13 protein-coding genes are annotated in these 22,109 nt (G+C 50.5%); 4 read left to right on the top strand and 9 right to left on the bottom strand.

Annotated features, from left to right (window positions below):
• Nucleotides 1-30: 30 nt before the first annotated feature.
• The 4 genes from RFF05_RS06280 to RFF05_RS06265 all read right to left on the bottom strand — a co-directional run bounded on the left by RFF05_RS06280 (nucleotide 31) and on the right by RFF05_RS06265 (nucleotide 4,758).
• Nucleotides 31-192 (bottom strand): hypothetical protein, encoded by a 162-nt coding sequence (locus RFF05_RS06280; protein WP_409969512.1) that lies wholly within the window; start codon nucleotides 190-192, stop codon nucleotides 31-33.
• A gap of 29 nt (nucleotides 193-221) precedes the next feature.
• Nucleotides 222-635, bottom strand: coding sequence for a sigma-70 family RNA polymerase sigma factor (locus RFF05_RS06275; RefSeq protein WP_409969511.1), 414 nt, complete (start codon nucleotides 633-635; stop codon nucleotides 222-224).
• Nucleotides 636-1,281: 646 nt separating this feature from the next.
• On the bottom strand, nucleotides 1,282-1,620 hold the full coding sequence (locus RFF05_RS06270) for a hypothetical protein (RefSeq protein ID WP_409969510.1): 339 nt from the start codon (nucleotides 1,618-1,620) through the stop codon (nucleotides 1,282-1,284).
• A gap of 30 nt (nucleotides 1,621-1,650) precedes the next feature.
• Entirely contained in the window at nucleotides 1,651-4,758 is a 3,108-nt protein-coding gene (locus RFF05_RS06265; RefSeq protein ID WP_409969509.1) for an S-layer homology domain-containing protein, read from the bottom strand.
• Between the two features lie 78 nt (nucleotides 4,759-4,836).
• Between RFF05_RS06265 and RFF05_RS06260 the strand changes: the two genes are divergently transcribed.
• On the top strand, nucleotides 4,837-5,034 hold the full coding sequence (locus tag RFF05_RS06260; RefSeq protein WP_409969508.1) for a hypothetical protein: 198 nt from the start codon (nucleotides 4,837-4,839) through the stop codon (nucleotides 5,032-5,034).
• Nucleotides 5,035-5,051: 17 nt separating this feature from the next.
• Here RFF05_RS06260 and RFF05_RS06255 read toward each other — a convergent pair whose 3' ends face one another.
• The 3 genes from RFF05_RS06255 to RFF05_RS06245 form a co-directional block, all read right to left on the bottom strand.
• On the bottom strand, nucleotides 5,052-6,281 hold the full coding sequence (locus tag RFF05_RS06255) for a winged helix-turn-helix transcriptional regulator (RefSeq protein WP_409969507.1): 1,230 nt from the start codon (nucleotides 6,279-6,281) through the stop codon (nucleotides 5,052-5,054).
• Nucleotides 6,282-6,436: 155 nt separating this feature from the next.
• On the bottom strand, nucleotides 6,437-7,042 hold the full coding sequence (locus RFF05_RS06250; protein ID WP_409969506.1) for a recombinase family protein: 606 nt from the start codon (nucleotides 7,040-7,042) through the stop codon (nucleotides 6,437-6,439).
• 290 nt (nucleotides 7,043-7,332) lie between these two features.
• A complete protein-coding gene (locus RFF05_RS06245) occupies nucleotides 7,333-7,986 on the bottom strand; it encodes a formate/nitrite transporter family protein (protein WP_409969505.1) in 654 nt (217 codons plus the stop codon).
• Nucleotides 7,987-8,408: 422 nt separating this feature from the next.
• Here RFF05_RS06245 and RFF05_RS06240 point away from each other — a divergent pair, with 422 nt between their 5' ends.
• Complete coding sequence (locus tag RFF05_RS06240; RefSeq protein ID WP_409969504.1) at nucleotides 8,409-8,537, top strand: hypothetical protein; 129 nt, start codon at nucleotides 8,409-8,411, stop codon at nucleotides 8,535-8,537.
• Nucleotides 8,538-8,741: 204 nt separating this feature from the next.
• Here RFF05_RS06240 and RFF05_RS06235 read toward each other — a convergent pair whose 3' ends face one another.
• Nucleotides 8,742-9,641, bottom strand: coding sequence for an IS3 family transposase (locus RFF05_RS06235; protein WP_409967433.1), 900 nt, complete (start codon nucleotides 9,639-9,641; stop codon nucleotides 8,742-8,744).
• Entirely contained in the window at nucleotides 9,592-9,918 is a 327-nt protein-coding gene (locus RFF05_RS06230) for a transposase (RefSeq protein ID WP_409967432.1), read from the bottom strand. Before RFF05_RS06230 ends, RFF05_RS06235 begins: the two co-directional genes overlap by 50 nt.
• A gap of 69 nt (nucleotides 9,919-9,987) precedes the next feature.
• On the opposite strand from RFF05_RS06230, the gene RFF05_RS06225 reads away from it, so the two are divergent.
• Entirely contained in the window at nucleotides 9,988-14,247 is a 4,260-nt protein-coding gene (locus RFF05_RS06225) for an S-layer homology domain-containing protein (protein WP_409969503.1), read from the top strand.
• 203 nt (nucleotides 14,248-14,450) lie between these two features.
• Nucleotides 14,451-22,049 carry an S-layer homology domain-containing protein gene (locus tag RFF05_RS06220; RefSeq protein WP_409969502.1) on the top strand — a complete coding sequence of 2,533 codons (7,599 nt, stop codon included), beginning with the start codon at nucleotides 14,451-14,453 and terminating at the stop codon, nucleotides 22,047-22,049.
• Nucleotides 22,050-22,109: the final 60 nt, after the last annotated feature.

The following is a 22,109-nucleotide window of genomic DNA, read 5'->3' as shown; positions in this document are numbered from 1 at the left end:
ACCACCGTCGAAAGACGGTGGTTTTTTGCGTCACAGCGTGATGCTGAACAATCCCTCAAGCTTGTCCAGTGTCTCGATATCCTCAAACCGCTGATAGGTCTGCAAGAACCGTTGTGCATCTAAGATTTTTCTGGGTGCGTTGGGGGCAAAGCTAAAGCGATAGCGGTAGCTGTACCGCAGTTGTCCATCCACGGTGCGACAGAGGATGTCAAAGGTCGGGCTTATTTGGTAAAATACGCTCCATTTGGTATCGGGCGACCACAGGTCGCCCCTACAAGCATACTTAAAGTCCTTGGCGATAGTATCGCATTTTCAATACAGCGGGCGGCGTAGGTGGCTAGTCTGGCGCCTTTTTCTGGTTTGAAGCTGGTGATGGCTTTGATGAGGCCGATGGTGCCGATGGAGATTAAGTCTTCTTGGTCGTCGCTCTGGGTGTAGTATTTTTTCACTACGTGGGCTACTAGGCGGAGGTTGCGTTCTATGAGGGTGTTGCGTGCGGTTAGGTCGCCGTTTGCGTAGGCGGTGAGGTATTGTTGTTCTTCTTGGGCGGTGAGGGGTTTGGGGAAGGAGCTGCCGCTGAGGCGGAGGGAAAAGAGCAGCGTGTTGGCAAAGAGCAATAAGGCTGTGGTGAGCATGGTGATATCCTCCTGTTTTTGCCAGTGTATGACAGGGAGGGATGTTCGTATGTGTGTGGGTGCGATTGACAAAAGATTTGTGTGTATGGTATACTTTGGTTGAAGGTGTCACCAAACACGGTGGACGGTTGTGCCTCCCTTTTCTTCGGAAAAACAGGAGGACGAATTTACTTTTTTGCCCTCCTGACAGCATTACGTTGAAAAGGAGGGATGCTATGGTTACATATGGCGAATTGTTTCAATTCTGCATTGTGCTTATCAGCGTTATTGGATTGTGTTACACAATTTTTACAAAAAAGAAATAACCGCCCAAGCCCACTAAACTTGACGGTTATTTCTTTTAAACGTTAGGGAGGGCAACCGTTCATCGGTGGCACCTTCTTTATCTATAGTATAGTGAAAATCCTCTTGGTTGTCAAGAGGATTTTTGTTTTTGTGGGGGGTGGGGGGTGCGTGGTGGGGTGGGGGCGGTGGGGACGGACGGCCAATGGCCGCCCCTACGGTGGGTTGCGTTGTAGGGGCGCGCATTGCGCGTCCGTGGGGGGTGGTGCGACGTTGCGGGGTGGTGCGACGTGGTGGGGACGGAACGGTCAAGACCGTTCCCTACGGTGGGGGCGTATGGGAATCGCCGTTGTAGGGGCGGATATTATCCGCCCGTGTATCGGTTTGCACCCACGCCCATAGGGATGGGGTGGGTGCAACGTGTGGGGGTGGAACGGTCAAGACCGTTCCCTACGGTGGGTGCGTTGTAGGGGCGCGCATTGCGCGTCCGTGGGGGGGTGGTTGCGACGTTGTGGTGGGGTGGGGGCGGTGGGGACGGACGGCCAATGGCCGCCCCTACGGTGGTGCGTGCGGTGGGGTGCAAATGGTGGGGGGCGTTGTAGGGGCGACCCTGCGTGGTCGCCCGTCCCCCGTTCCACCCACGCCCATGGGGGTGGGGCGCAAAAAAACCACCGCTCGTGAGAGCGGTGGTTTTTTGTATCACGTGAACACGAATGTGCTTGGGTGATGGGGATTAGGTGGGGTCAGTAGAAGTCAGGCTCAACTCAACATCGTAACCAGGCATGGTGATAGTGGCAGTCACAGTCTTACTACCTCCTACAAGAACAACTTCAGCCATTTCATTACCATCTTTGTCAACAATCCAGATATCGCCATTATAGCCAGCGCCGTCATCGCTTGTCAAATACACCTCAACAGAATCATTCTCTGCTGCGTAATCAGCTTCAACAGAGTCGATAACCATCTTCCTCGCAGCATTGGTGTCAAAGGTGATAGCATACATCACAGTCGCATCTTCTTTATAGTAGTAGTAAGAAGCACCGTTGATGAGGAAGCCATAAGCATCATTGGTGCTGTTAGAACCAGTATAGCTAGAGCTGCTATATCTATCAGCCAAGTAAGCAATGATAGCATCAATCACATCAGCGTCATCGTTGCTTGCACCATTGTACACATCAACAATGATACCAGTAGTTTTAACGGTGATTTCATAATCTGCATAATTAGCAGTATCGACAACGTCATCGTCTTCATCATCCACATAGTTGGTACCAGTGACATAGATGTACATTGCCAGAACGTCGGTGCTGCCGTCGTCGTCGTCAACCACGGTGAAGGCATAGCCGTTAATATCGTAGTCTTCCATGAAGGAAACAACAGACTTAGCGGAATACACTTCGTTCAATTCGAAGTCAGCGTCGTTGTCATACAGCAGTTCTTCAACGCCTTCTGCAACCACAATGTAGACAACAGCGTCGTCGCCGATGATGTAGTCTTCGTCGTCGTCATTATCTTTAATGGTCAGAACGTCGCTAGAACGAGTGAACACTGCGTCGTCCAATGTGGTTTTGTAGTACTCGGTATCGGAGGTTTTATAAGCAGAGGTAACTGCATCGAAATCGTCGATGTAGTCATTGCTGTCTACGTCAACATCCTTATACAGGACGCCTGCATCCAATTTGTTGTTAGACCAGACATAAGATTCTTCGCCATCGATGATAACGTCATAACCATAAATCAGGTCGCCATTTTCGTCGTAGGTAACGCTATCTGCATACAGAACGAACATGTAGTCGTAAGCAGCGTTGCTTGCGCCATCTACGTCAGCGTTGGAAGCGTCAACAAACACGAATGCAGCATAGTTGCCGTCCAGCAGAGCGTAGACATAAGCGCTTTCGTCATCACTAGTAGTCACGTCAGCCACGTTGGACACGCCAGTGTACATGTACACGTCGTCGCCATCATAGATAACGAACACGGTAGAGCTGTTGCCCTTGATGGAAGCGGTAGAAACATCAGTAGTGGAGACAGTGCCATCTTCGATAGTAAAGTCAGAGTCGTTTATGTCATAACCAGTAGCTGCGAAGGTGACAGAGCCGCTGGAGATAACGTTGTCGCTTGCATCGAAGTACAGGTTGACAATGTTTTCGCCATCGTCGACCCAGTAATCGTCTTCCACTGCGGTCAGGTCATAAGTACCATCGCTGTTTTGGCTGTAGGTGAACCAAGCGTTGGCTTTGCCGTTAGCTTTGCCCCATTCATTTTCAGCATCTTCGTCATAGATTTCGTCAACTTCAATAGCAGCATAGGTGCCGTCAGAGAAGTATGCACCTGCGGTGTAGGTCCAAGAATCCAAGATGCTGTTTGCGTCATAGTTTGCGATGAACACATAGCGGTCGGATGCAATGATAGCGTCGTCAACATAGATGACGTTGCCTTGTTGATCCAGAACCACAGCGGCGTCTTCGCCCACGGTGTAGGATTCGTCCTTCACATCGTCGGAAGCAGTCTTAGAGTAAGAATACTTGGTGCCGTCGATGGTGACAGAAGACTCGCTAGAATAGGTGGAAACGGAGCCAGAGACCACTTCTGCCAGAGCAGCAGATTTAATCACGCCGTCAGCCACGGTGACCAGAATGTAGTCGTCTTCTTCGAATTCTTCCACGTCCACGTCATCGTTGTAGATGTAGTAGCTGTCGATGAGGTCGTCATTTTCCAGACGGTCAATCTTTAGTTCTTCATCATCGTCGTCATAGTCAGAGATGGCTTGCACAACGTAGATGTTCTTGGTGACGATGGTGTACACTTCGTCATCAGTTTCGTAGACATAGGTGACAGAGCCGTTACCAGAACCAACTGCAGCAGAGGTGGAGTTCTTGGTGAACAGGTCAGAACCTTCAGCCCATTCGTCGTCGTTGCCGTTGACATACACGGTAACGTCAGCGTCGTCGTCGATCAGGCTGTAGAGGGTAGCGTGAGTGACTTTGCCTTCGTATTCAGCAACCAGTTCATCGTTGTTGATGTAAGTACCAACTTCGGTGGACTTGATTTTCCAAGTGGTGACAGGTTGGCCGAAAGCGTTTTCGCCGGCGTCAGACAGCTTCAGGTTGGTGAAATAGTTTTCAGCGAATTGCATGTAGTCATCGCTGTAGATAGTTTCGCTAGAAGCGTTGTTTTCCATCTTGGAAGAAGAGGAAGAGGTGGTGATGGAGATATCACCAACCACCAAAGAGGTGTTGTTGGGATACTCAACCATGGTAGCGGTCAAGGTGTTCAGAGCATACAGGCAAGCTTCTTCACGAGTCATGGCGTCGGAACCGACATAATCGTCGTTGCCGTCGTCCAAGCCCAAGCTCAGAGCCAGCTTTTGCACGTTGATAGACCAGTTATCGCCGGTGAAACCTTCGATAGAAGAGTCATAACCCAGTGCGCCCAGCAGCATCTTCATGAATTGCACACCAGTGACGGTGCCAGCGGGATAGAAGTTGCCGTCAGCGTAACCGCCAACGATACCTTGTTGTGCGCAATAGGCAATGTAGCCAGCGAACACATGGTCAGCGGAAACGTCGGGGAAAGGAGCGGTGTCAGCACCCAGTGCTTCTGCGGTGGTGGGCCCAAGGATCAGGTTGCAAATAATCTTTGCAGCTGCGCCACGGGTCAAAGTTGCGGTGGGATCGAAAGTGCCATCGGTGTAACCAGAGATGACTTCCAGTGCATACATCACTTCGACAGCTTCGCTATAAGCGATATCAGAGTCGTCAGTGAAGTCTGCGGAGGCAGAGATGGTAACCAAAGACATGGTCATCACCAGAGCCAGTGCCAGAGAAAGGAACTTCTTCATAGGACTTAGTCCTCCTTTAAAAATTAGCAAGTTCCCAACCCCTTTGCGTGGCTCCAACGTTCGTGTCGGGGCTAGCCGATGAGGGCTCAAGTCTTAGCCGTGTTGGATAAGGCCAAAGCCCATCCTACATCAGCGTTGGAACATGACAACGGTGTCGTTCCCTTGCTTGAGGCATACTTTACCATGGGAAAAAGCCCCTGTCTATGGATTTTCTGGGATTGTTACACAGATGAAAAACGGTGCGATTGTATGGCGGAAATTGTAGTGAAAGGGTGAAGTTGTGGGGGGATTTATCATGCCAATTGGTAACATTGCTTTTCTTGCGTCAACCACCCTGCTTTTACCCATTTTTGTAGCAAAATCGACGCTTGGTTGGGGGTGATGCCCAGCAATTCCACCACGTCTTTGCGATACAGCCGCTCATATTGGGTCAAATAGGCGGTGAGGACGGCTTGGTGCTCCTCGGGTGGCACCACGGCGCTGGGCAGATAGTACAGCGCACCCACTTGCACCACTTGCTTTTGTTGCAAGAGCCGCTTTAAATGCTTGTACACCACGGTGTTATCCAGCCCCAACGCTTGGGAAAGCTGGGCGGTGGTGGCCTTTTCATGGGCTTGCAAATGGGACAAAATAGCACTGCCACCGTTTTGGCGCTGGTGGTAATCGGCCACCAAATCACGCAAGGTGACGTGATTGATGCCGTTTTTCAGCATCACCTGTCGCACCAAACGGCTAATGCGCTCAGGCAATAGGGGGTTGCCAGACTTGGGGCCCACGAAGATGCGAGCGTCAGGGTTTTGGACAGGCATACTATTTAAATACGCAGCCACCCACGGTGCAAGAGGGATGGCTTCAACCTCGATGGTCAAGGTTTTTGCGTCTAAATCCACGGCACGCCATGTGAGGGGGAGCATTTGTTGCAAGGTGATGCCCATGTGCCATGCAAACGCCATGGCAAGGGTGATGGCGGTGTCGGTGTGCTGGTCGAGAATGGTTTGTATTTGCACGGGGTCAAGGGTGGTGACCTCTTTGGGCTGGGCGGCAAGGGAAATGTTGAGATAGGGGGCGAAGTTTTTCCGCAAGGCGGCATAGCCCATGCCACTGGCTTGGCAGACCGCCTCCCATGGGGTGGATTGGAGGGCATTGATAATGTATTCCGAGCGCAAATCCGCCAAGCGCACCGCCGATTGCCCAGCGTCGTCTAGCACCTGCCGCACCATATGAGACGCACCCTGCGCCGACAGGGGGGCATGGTTGCGGCTGGACGTGACCACGTAGGGGTATTGCTTGCCCGTGGCGCTGTTTAGATAGTCGGCAAGCTGGGGGGAGAGGGGAATTTGCCGCTGGTCAACGTTGATATAATCGCCGTGGATGTCCACCCATTGGAGGGACACCAATTCCTTGCGCATCAGCCCAGCCCACAGGGCAAGGCGGAGGATTTTCCCCACAGGGTCATAGACGTGGGCTTGTAGCAGACGCTCCATAGCGTCGCCGTCGGGACGGTTGATGATGAAATCTGACATGGCAACAACTCCTATCCTTTCGCTGGCGAAAAGGTGTACTTTATTGTAACTTCCTTTTTATTCTAGCACGCAGTGGATATTTAATCAATAGGTAGAAAAATGGGGACAAAAAACCCATTTTTTCCTGCCTATTCATGGTTGCAAAAACCTACACTTTATTGCAAGTCTGCCCCATATTTCGACGCGCGGTAGCGGAAGGTGGACAGGGGCATTTGGCACAGCTTCGCCGCCTCCACCCCTGTGATGGCGCCAGCGTGCCATTGGGCGTAAGCGGTGGGGAAATCATGGCTCAAGGGCAAGGGTGGTCGGCCAAAGCGCACCCCCCGTAGCTTGGCGGCGGCGATGCCTTCGGCTTGGCGCTGGCGAATGGTGGTGCGTTCGTTTTCTGCCACAAAGCTCAGCAATTGGAGGACGATATCGCTGAGAAATGTACCCATCAAGTCCTTGCCACGGCGTGTGTCTAGTAGGGGCATATCCAGCACCACAATGTCGATGCCGCGTTCCTTGGTCAGGTGTCGCCACTGGGCGAGAATTTCGTCGTAATTGCGCCCCAAGCGGTCAATGCTCTTGACAAAGAGCAAGTCATTGGGCTTGAGCCGATGCAATAGGCGCTGGTATTGGGGACGCTGAAAATCTTTTCCCGATTGCCTGTCGGTGAACAGGCGCTGGTCAGGGATGCCAACTTCCTCAAGGGCAAGGCGCTGGCGGTGGTCGTTTTGCTCACGTGTAGACACACGCACATAGCCGTAAGTGATGGACACAGTTGATGTTCTCCTTTGATGTAATAGTGATGTGATAGTATTGTATTGCACTTGTGCGGTTTTGGATAGATAAAAACGGCATGGATTTCAAGCGAAATCCATGCCGTTGTGTATATCAAAGACCCTCGTTCCAAGGGAAGGGGGAGTGGGGGAAACCGTAGGTTTCCGCCCACATTAAAATCATTTGCCGTCGCAACGGCAGCATTTTGTGCTATTTGCTCGCAAATAGCACAAAATGGCATCGTGTAAGCGATGCTTTCAGGCTGTTGTATATTTATATAGTATAGCGGTCAATGTTGGGTGGTGGGGTGGAGGAGTATGGGGATGGTCAAACCGCCCACGGCGTTGCCTGCGCTTACCACCAAGAGCGCCATCACAGCGTGGAGTGACCACGCCTCTGCCACGGTGAAATAGAACATATTGGCGATGCTGTGTTCAAAGCCAAGAAGCAGGAAAATCATCACGCAGAGGAACAGGCCGATGTAACCGCCGATGCTGTTGGCGGTGTTTTGGGTGGTTTTGAACGCGGCGGCGGCGATGTACATCATCAGGCCGCATAAAATGCCCAAAATGAAAATGCTCGCGTAGCTGTCGCCCAATTTGGTGGCGGCATAGGCCGTAGCGTGGTGTTGGAGGGTGGAGGTTTGGAGCAGACGGGTGGCGCATATGAGCCATGCTATGGACACGGTGCCAATCAAATTGCCCAGCCAAATCACGGCCAGCTTGGGCAGGTCTTTTTCTGTGAGGAAAAACCCAACTTTGCCTGTGTAGAGGTAAAAATCAAGGGTGTAGATGCCGTAGAGGCCAATGGTGAACAAAATGGCGCCGATGTAATGGTTGTCGATGCTCAAATAGGCGCTGGCGCCAAGGGAAATCATCATGCCAGCCAAAATGCCTTTGCATAGGGTGGGGATATGGGGGTTTAAGATGTGGGTTTTTAGCAAGGGAAGGTACCTCCGTGGTGTAAAAAAGTGTGGTTTTGGAAGATATTGGTTAGTGCTGAATAACTCCGCAAGGAAATAGTATAGCATGAGAAAATACGTTTGTCCAGCCCCAATGTGGGGCGGTGGAAAGCGTGGCGTTTAGCGATGACTTGTGATGGACTTGTGTAAAAAAGTGGAAAAAATGGGAGAAAACACAGTGAAAAAGCAGGAAAATGGTAGGAATTGGTAACACCTATGTGATTTCTGTAGATTTGCATAAAAAAGAGTGGTATTTTTTGGCAGTAATTGTGGAGTATTTCACCATGATAAAGAAAGAATTTGATTGCATTTGAAAACCAGTGTGCTATAATCAGAGTATTAGTACACTGGCAAGGGTGGGGTGTGCCCATTTTTTGACCAAGGGAAAATTAGGAGGAAAGAACATGAAGAAACTATGGACAACAGCTCTCATGGTGATGGCGCTAGTAGGCGTAATGACCGTGAGCGCCAGCGCAGCGACGGAAGTCGGCAATGCTGAAACCTATGAAACCATCGCTGCTGCTATTGTATAATGGTCCCCCTGTCAAGACCACTTCCTCAAAATTTATCGTGAACACAACAACCTGTTTTGCTTCCTGAGCCAAGCCTGGTTGTGGTTACCTCCAGGGTAGCCGCCCGAAGGGTTGCCTTGACCGACTGGGTCAGGCTGGTACAATGGGAAAGGCGAGGGGAACGGCCTCCGCCTACAACCCACGACCTCCCGTCGCCACCAGTCCTCAACCAGCCTGTGCCAGACTGTCAAGGTGGTTGGTTGGCGTTGTGAAGGCTGCCCCATACACGGCCTCTGGAGTCTGATTTCCCAGTGCTTGATGGGGTCTGAAGGTGTTGTACTGCTTGATATAATTTCCAATTCCACGGCGCAATACCCTAGGATTTTGATACTCGTTGAGGTAAATTTCCTCGGTTTTCAGGCTACGGAACCACCGCTCAATCATGATATTATCCGCCCAACGGGACTTACCATCCATGCTTTGGACAATGTGATTTGCCTTCAAAAACCCCTTATATTGGGAGCTTGTGAACTGACATCCTTGGTCAGAATTGAGAAAAGCGGGGGTGCCGTGGCTAGAAATTGCGCGCTGGACAGCGGCGATGACGTTATCTGTGTCCAGCGTATCGGACAGACTCCAGCCCACAATCAGACGGCTATACCAGTCGATAATCGCCGTCAAATACATGTGCCCGTGGTGCATTTTGATGTAAGTGATGTCGATTGACCACACTTGATTCGGGAACGAGACAACCTTATTTCTCAGCAAATATGGTACGATAGACTCTTTAAAGTTGCGTTTTGAGAGATTTGCCTTGGGATAGAGAGCATGAATTCCCATCTCGCACATCAGTCGCCTAACCAGCTTGCGACCCACAAAAATCTGGTCGGTGGCCAGCTTGGTCACCAGCTTTCGAGAGCCGATGTAGGGCATTTGGGTGTGCCAGTAGTCGATGCGTGCCATGATGTGCTCCCGCCAGCGCTTGGCCTCCTGGTCGACCTCCACAGGCTGGTAGTAGACCTGCCCTCGGGGCAGACCCAGCAGCTCACATTGACGGCGGATGGACAGGTCTGCGTCAGTCCTGAGGGAACTTGGGGACGGGGATGCCGCAGTCCCGAAAGGCACCCTGAATAAAGTCTCGCTCCAGTGTCAATTGGCCGATGGTGCGGAGCATCTGCTCCTTCTCTTTTTTCAGGGCAACCTCCTTCCGATGTGCTTCTTTGACCTGCTTTTTCTCATCGAAAACCTGACTGGCATTGGATATAAATTCCTTCTTCCAGTTGCGAATCATGTTGGGATTAACCCCCTGCTCGGCAGCGATAACGTTTAATTCCTTCTCACCCTGGAGGACTTCTAGGACGATCTTGGCCTTATATTCGGCGCTGTAACTGCTTCGTGGCATGATATGTTCTCCTCTCGTTTATCGTTTTTGATATTGTATCACGTTCACGATAATTTTTCGAGTGCTGGTTTGGTTTCTAGGGTCCATTATATTGCTAATGAGCAATATGACATTCAACTGACTTCTGACATCACCGAAAACGTGGTGATTGAAGACGGCAAAACTGTCACCATTGACTTGAATGGCAAAACCTTGAGCAACAGCTCTAGCCATACTATTGAAAATAGCGGTACTTTGACCATCAAAGATACCGTTGGCGGTGGTATTGTTACCGTTGGCACCAGCTCAAAAGCTGCGCTTAAAAACACAGCTACTGGCGTAGCAGATGTGAAAGCTGGTACCTATACCAGAACTGGCAATCCCTACTATGTCATCCAAAACTTAGGGGAAATGACCTTGGGCACAGCTGTGACTGCTTATTCTGAGGTTTCCTCTGCTGGCTCCAGTGCTTTGGTGACCAACGGTTACTATTACACTGCTGATGGTCAAAATGCAGCAACACCCAACATGATTATCAACGGCGGTACTTATACCAATGGCGGTGAAGCGATTGTTATCAAAAACGACGAATATGGCGTTTTGGAAATCAATGGCGGTACCTTCACTGGTCATAACGCCTTGCAAAACTGGAACATTGCTACTATCAATGATGGTGAATTTATTGCTGGCAATAGCTCTGGTACTCCTCTGGGCGCAATTTATAATGGCTCTTGGGATACCGCTACTGATGTTGGTCAATTGACCATCAATGGTGGTAGCTTCACTGGTGAAATCATCACTGGTAACTACATGAAGGGCGGCGACACCATCGTTACCTTTGGCGACGATGTGACCATTGAAAGCACTGCTTCCCTTTTGGTTTATGGCGGTCAAGTCTACATTGAAGACGGCGTGACTGTGACCATTGAAGATGGTGCAACCTTGACCAATGCTGGTGAAATCTATCTGGGTACTAACGCTGCAGCTGCTACCCAAGCATCTTTCACCGCTCTGGACGATGGCACCTTGGTGGCGTCTGCCATTGCGTATAATAGTGAGCCTGCTTCTCTGGTCATCGAAGAAGGTGCAACTGTCACCAACACTGAAAGCATTGATTTGTCCAATGGTACACTCACCGTTGGGGAAAACGCAACATTCACCAATGAAGGTACTATCGATGCAACCAATACAACCATTACCATTGGGTCTGGCGGCGCCATCGTCAACGATGGTACCCTTATTTTGGACGACTCCTATGACAGCACTTCTATCGCTGAATTGGGTATGACTGGTACTGGTACTGTTACCGTTGATGGTGACTCCACTGCCTATGACAGCTATGGCAATCCTATCGTCAGCACAAAAGCTGAGCTGTTAGCAGCTATCGCGGCTGATGCTACACTTATTACCATCGACGGTGATATTGTTTTGGATGAAGCTGCTATCATTGACTCTGGTGTGGAACTGGTTATTCCTGCTGATTCTAGCTTGACCATCACAAGCGATGGTTCTTTGACCATCACCAGCAATGGCGCTTACTCCATCACTGGCGAAGGCGACATCAAAAACTATGGCACCATCACCACCGACTATGTCACTGGTATTGCTGGTCTTATCGTAGATGGTGGCACACTGGAAAGCTTTGCTGATAGCACCATTATTATCACCATCATTGATACAACTAACCTGTACGAATCTGGTGAGATTGTTGGCGAAAACGGCTTGAAAATCACCAGCGGTTCTGTCACCATTGGTTTGTCTGGTGCTGTTGGTGACTCTGGCACCCCAGCAACTGACCTAGCTTCTGTTGGCTATGCCATCACCTTGACCGAAGACTCTGTCGCTTCTATCGAAGGCGACTTCCAAGATGGCGACTACAACGGTTTCCGCATTGCTGGTAAGGACGTTTTCACTGTAGAAGACGGCGCAACCTTGACCATTGCATATGATACCGAAGTTTCTGGTACTTTGACCATCGAAGACGGCGGTGAAGTCATCGTCAATGAAACTGTTACTTTGGACATCTTTGACACTGGTTCTGGTTATGAAGGCGAGCTCACTATTGAAGCTGGCGCAACTTTGACTGTGAACGGCGTTTTGACCAAAGATGCTGCTGCCACCATCACCAACGATGGCACCATCTTAGTTTACGATGAAGATGGTCTTGAGGCCGCTATCGAAATCGGTGGCAACATTAAGGTCAATGGTGATTTCACAATTGAAAATGATGTAACCATTTCCTCTGGTAAACTGACCATTGCCAGCGGCGTAACCCTGACCGTTGACACAGATGCAACCCTGACCATTGATGGTACTGCAGTCTTAATTAAGAACGGCACCATCGATGGTGATGGCACTGTGGTGAATGATATGGCATGGTACAATGGTAACTCCTCCCCCTACTATATCTCCACCGCTGAAGAACTGGCTTATTTAGCTGAGTTGGTTAACGATGGCACAGATGACTTCGATGGCGATATCGTGTACTTGACCGCCGCTATCGATTTGTCTGACTACGACAATTGGACTCCCATTGGCGATTATGACGAATCAAAACCCTTCTCTGGCACCTTCGACGGTGGTGAGTTTGAAATCTCCAACTTGACCATTACTGGTACTGCAGATGCTGTTGGCTTGTTTGGTTACACCGATGGCGCAATGATTTTGGAAGTGACCATCGTCAGCGGTTCTGTTGCTGGTGATCAATCTGTTGGTGGTATCGTTGGGTATGCCTGCGATAGCAATATTGTTGACTGCATCAACTATGCAGATATCACAGGCGATTATGAAGTTGGCGGCATTGTGGGTTGTATTTCTGGCGGCGATTATGGCGATACTGTCAGCGGCTCTACTAACTATGGTAAAGTTACTGGCGACTACTGCGTTGGCGGTATCACTGGCAGTGCAGAAGATGGAGCAATTGTCTCTGATTGTGTCAATAACGGCACTGTGACTGGCACTAGCGACTACGTTGGCGGTATTGCCGGTGATAGCGATAACAGAATTTCTAATTCCACTAACACGGGTGACGTAACTGGCGTTGATTATGTGGGCGGTATCGTTGGCTATGCAGATGCTGTGGAGATTGCTGGCTGTATCAACACTGGCGATGTAGACGGTGCTGACTACGTTGGCGGTATCTTGGGTTATATTAGCGCTTATATATATAATTCTGACGCTACCGAAAATGCTTTGTTCTACAACTGCTACACTGGTGGCGATGTGACTGGCACTGGCGAAAATGTTGCTGCTGTGTATGGATTTGCCTCTTCTGACGGTGACGATACCTATTATTATTACGATTACATCGACGTTACTATGGGCTATATCATCACCTTTGATGCTGATGGCGGCGAGTACGTGTACACGGCTGCTGTTGCTGCTGATGATGATACCATCACCCTCACCGATGCAACCCGTTCTGGCTACACCTTTGACGGTTGGTTGGTAGACGGCGAAGGCGATTATGTGACCGATGCAACCGTATACGAAGCAGATACCACTTTGGTTGCAGACTGGACGAAGAATTCCTCCTCCTCTGGTGGCACTTCTTCCTACACCTCCTCTGTTTCCTCTTCTTCCAATGGTGATGTGTCCATCAGCTCCTCTAAGGCTTCCTCTGGCACCAAAATCACCATCACCACTGAACCCGACGACGGCTACGAAGTGGGCACCGTCACCGTCACCTACTCCTCTGGCAAGGAAGTGACTGTCACCGACAACGGCGACGGCACCTACTCTTACCTGCAACCTGGCGCAGCTGTCACCGTGAAGGTCACCTTCGTGTCTGAAGATGGCGAAGAAGAAACCGAAGAAGAAACTGTTGACGCTTCTGGCTTCTCCGACGTGGATGGCGACGCTTACTACTATGAAGCCATGCTGTGGGCTGTTGAAAACGGCATCACCACTGGCTACACCGATGGCACCTTCCGTGCCACCACCTCCTGCACCCGTGCCCAAGTGGTCACCTTCTTGTGGCGTGCCGCTGGTGAACCCGAAGCTTCCATCGACAACCCCTTCTCCGACTTGGATGAAGACGCTTACTATTATGAAGCTGTGCTCTGGGCTGTTGAAAACGGCATCACCGCTGGCTATACCGATGGCACCTTCGGCGCTGACGACACCTGCACCCGTGGCCAAATCGTCACCTTCATGTTCCGCATGGATGGCGAAGAAGCCGTGGACGGCGATGCAATGCCCGACGTGGACGAAGACACCTACTGCTACGATTCCGTCATGTGGGCCGTTGAAAACGGCATCACCACTGGCTACACCGACGGCACCTTTGGTCCCAACGACCTGTGCAACCGCGGTCAAATCGTAACCTTCCTGTATCGTTACTTGGGCTAATCGATTCTATTTTAAAAGAGGACGCATTCAATGAATGCGTCCTCTTTTTTGCGCCTATATAGAGCCGACAGTTTGGACACATATGTTAAAAAAGTAAAGTTTTTTAAATATAGTTGAACTGTGGTGGATGTGTGATATAATAATAAATACGAATGGTGCAAGACCTATCTTGCACAACAGAAAACGTCTTACTGGAGGCATTTATGAAAACGATACGACGCACACTCCTGACTACTATGTTCCTAATCGCCCTCACCTGTGGGCTCAGCATCACCGCCAGTGCGGTGACCAACCTTGGTGACAATGGGTTAGTTCTTCCCAGCGAAGGGACTGGAACATTTTCGGATACCAACTTTAAGGATACCATCACCGTTACCTCGAGTGGTGATACGTATACCGTGACCCTGAGCAACGCCACCATCGAAGATATAGAGCAGGCGATTTATTTTTATAGTTATGATGATTCAGATACTTATGATAAAAACCTTGAAATTGTGCTTATTGGCACCAACACCATCGTCACAACGGGGGAATACACCGCAGCAATCCAAGTTTATTGCAAAAATTTCACCCTCAAGGGCGATGGCACCTTGTCTGTGACAACCTCTAGCGGAGGCTCTGCCACTGGTATTGACGTGAACGCAACAGGATCTGTGACCTTCGAAAACTCAGGTAAATTAACGGTCAACGCAAGTGGCTATGGTGTAAATATTTACAATTACAACGACGGAACAGTCAACACCGCTACACTCAGTGGCTCCATGGATATTACAGGCGGAAGTAACGGGCTTGCGGTGACCCGCTGCAACTTGAGTATCACGGAGCCTGATGTAAGCATCAGTAGCACCGCTGGTTATGATGTCTACTTAGAAGGTTATGGTTTTACTGGTATCAGCATCACCATTCCAGAGGGTGTCTGCAATTCTGTCATGTTTGACAGCGCTACTGCTTTTAACAAAACAAATTGCAATATTGTAGGGCTTCAAGTGGTGGATGAATTTAATGATACCACAAACACACACACCTACAGTGGCACCCTCTCTGGCGCTGTCACCTTGGATGCCAACCTAACAACCCTGCTCTCTAGCAGGAATGCTTACGCTAATGTTAATTCCATAGACAGTGGGAGCCTATGCAATCTCACCATCGCCTCTGGTGCAACCGTGACCATTCCCAGTGGGTATGAACTGAAATTGGATGATACCCTTACTGATGCTATCTTTGATGATGTCACAGTCACTGGCTCCATTGTCAACAACGGCACATTGTACATTGATGAGGACTATCTTAGCAAGGTTTCTGGCAGTGGCAAAACCATTGTCAGCGGGATGATTGAAGTCAATGGTAGCTACTATAAAGAGGGAAGTGACATCACCTCTGTGGGCTTTGATTTTAGAACTACCCTACCAACGGAAGCCACCTGCTATACGGCTGGTAATGGCTATGTGCTGTTCAATCCCAGCACGGATTCTGATTATGATGCCGATACCATTACCTTCTTTGGCGCAAGTTTTAGCGGTAGCGAAGGAGACATGTATTTCCTAACAGGCGACATCACCCAGTTGGTGTTGTCGGGGACAAACACCATCGTGGCTAATTATGGTTCCAGTGGTGGATCCCTCATCTCCGCAGGAAGTTTAACCGTCACTGGTGATAGCACCAGTGATAGCCTTACCATCTCTGGAAGCGAAACGTCTGGTATTAGTGCCAATGGTGCCTTGAGTGTTCAAACCTGCACCCTAACATTAAAGGATGATTGTCAGTTACAAGGCACGAGTGTTACCATCACCGACAGCACCGTGAGCGTCCAAGATGGTGAAGCAGTTTACGGCATCTATTCTTCTGGTGGCAACATTTCCATCACCAATAGTGCAGTGGATATCAACGCCACACAGACGGGGATTTGGAGCAATGGTGGCAATGTGACCATTGGCGGCACTGGCACCTGTAATGTAGAGGTGACTGAAAGCACCGACTATGATGGCATCCAAGCCTCTGGCTCTGTGACCATTGGCGGTAGCGTAGATGGCACCATTTCCGCAGCTGGGTACGGCATTGAAGCAGGGGACAATAGCAATATCACATTGAGCACCACAGGTGCCCTGAATATCACCTCTAGTGGTAGTCGTGGGGTTTACACATTGAATGGTGCCATTGCCTTGGGCGATGCAGGGAATACCTCCCCAGCAGGCTCTATTACCATCTGTAGTTCTACTGAAGGTATCCGCACCAATGGCGCCGTCACGGCACACAATTTGAGCGCCCTGTCCGTCACCAGCACAGCAAATACTGGCATATATAGTTCTGGTGCAGTGACATTCAATGGCATCACCGACATGACTGTGTCGGCAAATGGTACTTTCGGCATTTATGGGCACACCACAACATTGACGGATATTGACAATTTGACCATGACCAACACCAACGGCGAGGGTATTTATACATCTGGTTATGATGTCACACTCACCAATGTAAATGGTACAATTACAGCAACAGAATACGCAATCTATGCTGGTAGTGAAGATGTAATCATCAACACCAGTGGCGAGGAAACCAGTGCAATCAAGTTGACTGTAACAGGCACAGAAGCCATAGAAGCAACAAACATTACCATTGGAGACGGCGCAGCGGTCACAGTTGGAATATTTTATTTTTCAGAGTTAATCGTTGAAAAGGGCGGCACTTTGACCTCCGCAGGGAATCTTGTCCCCTCAAGCGCTTTGGCCATTTATGAAACAACCGCCCTTGGTGCAGGCACCACCATTCCTGGGACTGCACAGGATAAGTGCCTCCTGACGGTCACCGCACCCACCGATGCTATGGTGGTGGTGCCCAGTGATTTGGTCTATACTGGGAATGAACACACCGCTTCCACCAGCTTGGATATCACCAAGGCCAATGCCACCGTTTGTGGAGTTACCTTCACCGCCTTTGCGAATGGTTGGGCTGTGGAAGATTACAACACTGTCACCATTACTGACAGCGATAATAACACCACCGTGAAGGATGCAGGGGAGTATACCGTTACCTATTCCAATGGCACCACTTCCGTCAGCAATACCTTTGAAGTGGCACTTGCCGATATTACCAACACCACCACGGCAACCAGCCAAACTGTTGTGTTGTTGGATGGTACGGCCACCCTGCCTACCCTACCCACTGGTACCACAGTGGATGGTAGCGCAGTGACTGTGAAATATAAGGATGGCAATGGTGACTATAGCTTGGACAGCGTGAGCTATACTGCCGCTAATACCTACTCTGTCTATTATGAACTATCTGCAGCCAACCACGCATCCACCACAGGCACCATCTCCTTGACCGTGCAGGACATTGTATTCTCTGACGGATTTGGTGATACCATCTCCAGCACCTACGGCAAAACATGGGCTGATATTTTGGCATTTGACCAAGATACCTATGTCGCCACCGTGGGTGGTGTGGCCGAGGACGGCGCCTATACCCTAACCATTGATGGTGCCACTTACACCACAACGGATATTCCCACCGTAAAAGCCAATGCTGGCGTGTACAACTGGGCTGTGACCTTTACATCCACCCCTGTTGATAGCGTGTCCACCTATGAGGATATGGCAGTGGATTCTGGCACTGTGACCATCACCAATGCCACCATCACAGACAACACCACCGCCACCGAAGCTGTGGATTACACTGGGTTGGCTATCTCCATCACTGCACCCACTGGCACTACGGTCAATGGGCAAATCCTGTCCGTGACCTATTCTACCACGGAAAATGGTGACTATACCGCAACCTTGCCTAGCTATACCAATGCTGGCGAGTACACCGTTTGGTATACCCTATCTGCCCCCAATCACGATGATTTGAAAGCATCTCTTACCTTCACCATCAATCAGGCCGATAGCGAGGGCAACATCACAGGTAACACCGAAGATGATACCAAAACCTACCTCACAGGTGGCGAGGACATCGTCTATGGTGAGACTTACTACATTGACTACACCCCCGAAATTGCACCAGTGTCCAATGGTCTTTCCGTGATGAGCTTGAGCGTGGATGAGCTTACCTTTGCCGATGAAACCGTGGTGCTGTACTATGGCTCCACAGCAGTTGCAACCGTAACTGACATCAATTTGGGCGATACTGCAACGCTAGAGTTCACTGTGACCAAGGATTTATTCACCAACACCGCCGCCTTTGATGGCACCACATCGGATGCCTTCACCATCGGCTGGGGTGGCGACGATAATGCCAACGGCACCAGCAAGACCGTATACTTTAACTTGACCAAGGCGGCACTCACCGCAACTGTCGCAGGCGACAATACCGCAACCAAGACCTACGACGGCGATGAAGATTTTGATGATGTAACGCTGACTGTCAGTGGTTATGTGACTGGCGATGCTGTCACCGCTACTGCAACAGGCACCACAGCCGATGCAGATGTTGCCACAAGCAAAACCTTCACTGCAAACGCAACCGTTCTGGATGGCACCGATGCAGGGTATTACACCTTGGCAACTGATGATGTGACTGGCAATGTGGAAATCAATGCCAAGGATTTGGCCGATTCCATGATTGCGACTATTGCCGACCAATACTTCACAGGGAGCGCAATTACACCTATCCCTACTGTTACTTATAATGGTATGACGTTGGACAGCGGTGATTTCACTTGCAGCTACACCGACAACATCGATGCTGGCACCGCAACCGTCACCATCACCGCTATGACAGGTGGCAACTATGCGGATGCTGACCCCAAAGCAAGCAAGACCTTCACCATCGTCCAATCTGGCACCGTATTCACTGGCGGCGTGACTGCAAGCAATTATGCCCCCACCTATGGCGACACCATTGAAGTGTACGTTACCCCCACGGCCACAGGTACAACTGCTGTTGCAAACAGTGTATTGGCGGTCATGTCTTTGGCAGAACCATCCGCAAACCAAATGGCTCTGTTTATCGGCACGACCCAAATCACCGAGCCACAAACTGTCACCTCTGGCACCCAAGTGACCTTCACCATCAACACTGGCGACCAAGATTTGGTCATCGGTGAAAACACCATCACCGCCAAGTACACTGCTGGCGACAATATGGCCGCCCAAGAAGGCACTGTTACCATCAACCTTTCCAAAAAAGCCATCACCACCGCAACCATTGAAACTGGTGTAACGAAAGAATACGATGGCAACGCTACCTTCTCTGATATCGACCTCGTGTTGGGTGACGATATTGAAACTGGTGACGAAGTCACCGCCACCGCAACCTTGACCCGTACCACTGCCAACGCGGCAGACGATGACACCTTCACTGTCGCCAGCGTGTCCGCCCTCTCTGGCGATCAAGCTGGGTACTATACCTTGGCAACCACAGGTGTTGCCACTACTGGCACTGTGGCCATCACCGCCAAAGCCTTGACCATCACCACACATGACCAAGAGGTGACCTACGGCACCGCCATTTCCTCTGAAACCACCGATGTCACCGTGGTTGGCTTGATTACAGGCGAAGTCTTGGACAGCATCGTCCTCACCGAGAGTGACAAAAACGTGGCAACCGATGGTAAAACTGTCAACGCCGCCACCCCTGTTATCAAAAACGGCGAAACTGTCATTGCAAACACCAACTATGACATCACCTATGAAAATACTGGCGACTTGACCATCAACGCAAAATCCATCGTGGCAAGCTGGACAGGAACCACCGCCGTGTATGATGGAGACCCCCAAGCACCAAGCGTTTCCTTTGTGGGTGCATTGGAGGGCGATACCATCTATACCTCCATGAACAGCGAAACAGCCGCTGGCAGTTACACCGTGACCCTGGCTGAGGTTAACACCAACTACGACCTCTCCAACCCCTCCACCAGCTTCACCATCTCCATGGCACCCATCACCTTCACCATCGGTGAAGACGGCACTGTCAATGCCTCCGATGGCTATCCTGCTGAGAAATACACCGTTACCTACACCGATACCGCTGGCAATACAACCTATGTAGTCCCCACCGCCAGTGGCACCTACACCGTTTCTGTCGATATTTTCAGTAGCAGCAACTACCGCATCGCTGGTCAAACTGGTAGCGTAGGTACCATCGGCACCTACACCGTAGGCGCAACGTTCTATACCGTCACCTTCGGGGACGAGAGCACCATGCGCGCACAAGCAGGTGCACAAATCGTCATTTCCTCTGGCGCAGATAAGAGCGCAACGGAAGTGTTTGCAGGTTGGAGCTACGACGGCAAAACCTATAAAGCAGGTGAATCCTTCACCCAACCTTCTAAGGATGTTGCCTTTGAAGCGGTCTATTCAGAAGTCCATGACATCAGCGGTTTTGTGTATGCATACGGCACTACCACTGGTGTGGAAGGCGTGACCATTACTGTGGTCAAGGGCAGCACCGTGTATGCCACAGATGTCACCGATGCCACTGGCGCTTACGCCTTTAGCTACATTCCTGCCGACGTGTACAACGTGGTGGCGGCCTATGATGCCACCACCAAAACCGAGTTGGCTGACATCTCTTCAGCCAATGCCAATGTAACCATCACCTTGCCACAATACAACACCAGCTCCGTCTTAGAAGTTGCTGCGGGTACGCCCGACATCGTTGTGGGTGGATTGGACGACATTGCTGCAAACTATGGCAATGCCACAGACGTGGTAGCAATCAAGCTGTCCGTGGCGCAAACATCCACCACAGTGAGCGAAATTGAAGAAAAAACCTCCAATATCGCCATGTATCTGGACATTGATGTGACCAAAACTGTGAACAGCTCTGATGTTGCAGGCTACAACCAAACCTCTGGCTTGGTGGAGTTCATCATTCCCATTCCTGCCGACTATCAAGGCAAGGCCAGCTACTCCATCTACCGTGAGCATGAGGACGACATTCACGAAATCACCACCACTGCAAATAGCGATGGCGAATATCTGGAAGTCAGCGAGGATAAGACGTCTCTGACCTTGCACGTTTGCAAATTCTCCACCTATGCGCTGGCCTACACCGAGTATAGCTCCAGCTCTGGCACCTCTACGTATTCCTCCAGCGTAGCTTCCACCGACAATGGTGACGTGTCTATCAGCTCTAGCAAAAACAAGATGAACGCAACTGTTACCATCACCACCGACCCCGATACTGGCTATGTGGTTGGCGATGTGAGCGTTACCTACGCCTCTGGTCGTGAGGTTTCTGTCACCGATAACGGCGACGGCACCTATAGCTACAAGCAACCCGGTGCCGCTGTGACCGTGACTGTCACCTTTGTGTCCGAAGATGGCGAAGAAGAAACCGAAACCCTGTTCACTGACGTGGACGAGGACGCCTATTACTACGACGCAGTCCTATGGGCTGTTGAAAATGGCATCACCGCTGGGTACAGCGACGGCACCTTCCGTCCTACTAGCACTTGCACCCGTGCACAGTCTGTGACCTTCCTGTGGCGTGCCGCTGGGGAACCAGAAGCCACCATGGACAATCCCTTCTCCGATTTGGACGAGAGCGCTTACTACTACGATGCAGTGCTGTGGGCCGTTGAAAACGGCATCACCACTGGCTACGACGACGGCACCTTCCGTCCCGACAGCACTTGCAACCGTGGCGCAATCGTCACCTTTATGTACCGCTTGGCTGGCGAACCAGAAACCCCTGGCACCGCTCTGTCCGACGTAGCAGACGGCGCATATTACTACGACGCAGTGCTGTGGGCAGTCAGCGAAGGCATCACCACCGGTTACTCCGATGGCACCTTCCAACCCACCACCACCTGCAACCGTGGCGCAATTGTGACCTTCCTGTATCGTTACTTAGGCTAAAACCCTAAAACACAGAACGCACCCAAGACGAAAACCCGATGCAATTTTTTTGCATCGGGT

Origin of the sequence: Bengtsoniella intestinalis (genome assembly GCF_039719005.1) — a bacterium.
In the GTDB taxonomy this organism is placed as follows: Bacteria; Bacillota; Clostridia; order Oscillospirales; family Oscillospiraceae; genus Oscillibacter; species Oscillibacter intestinalis.
Note: the sequence above shows the minus strand (reverse complement) of the source record. Positions and strands in the feature narration are given on the sequence as shown.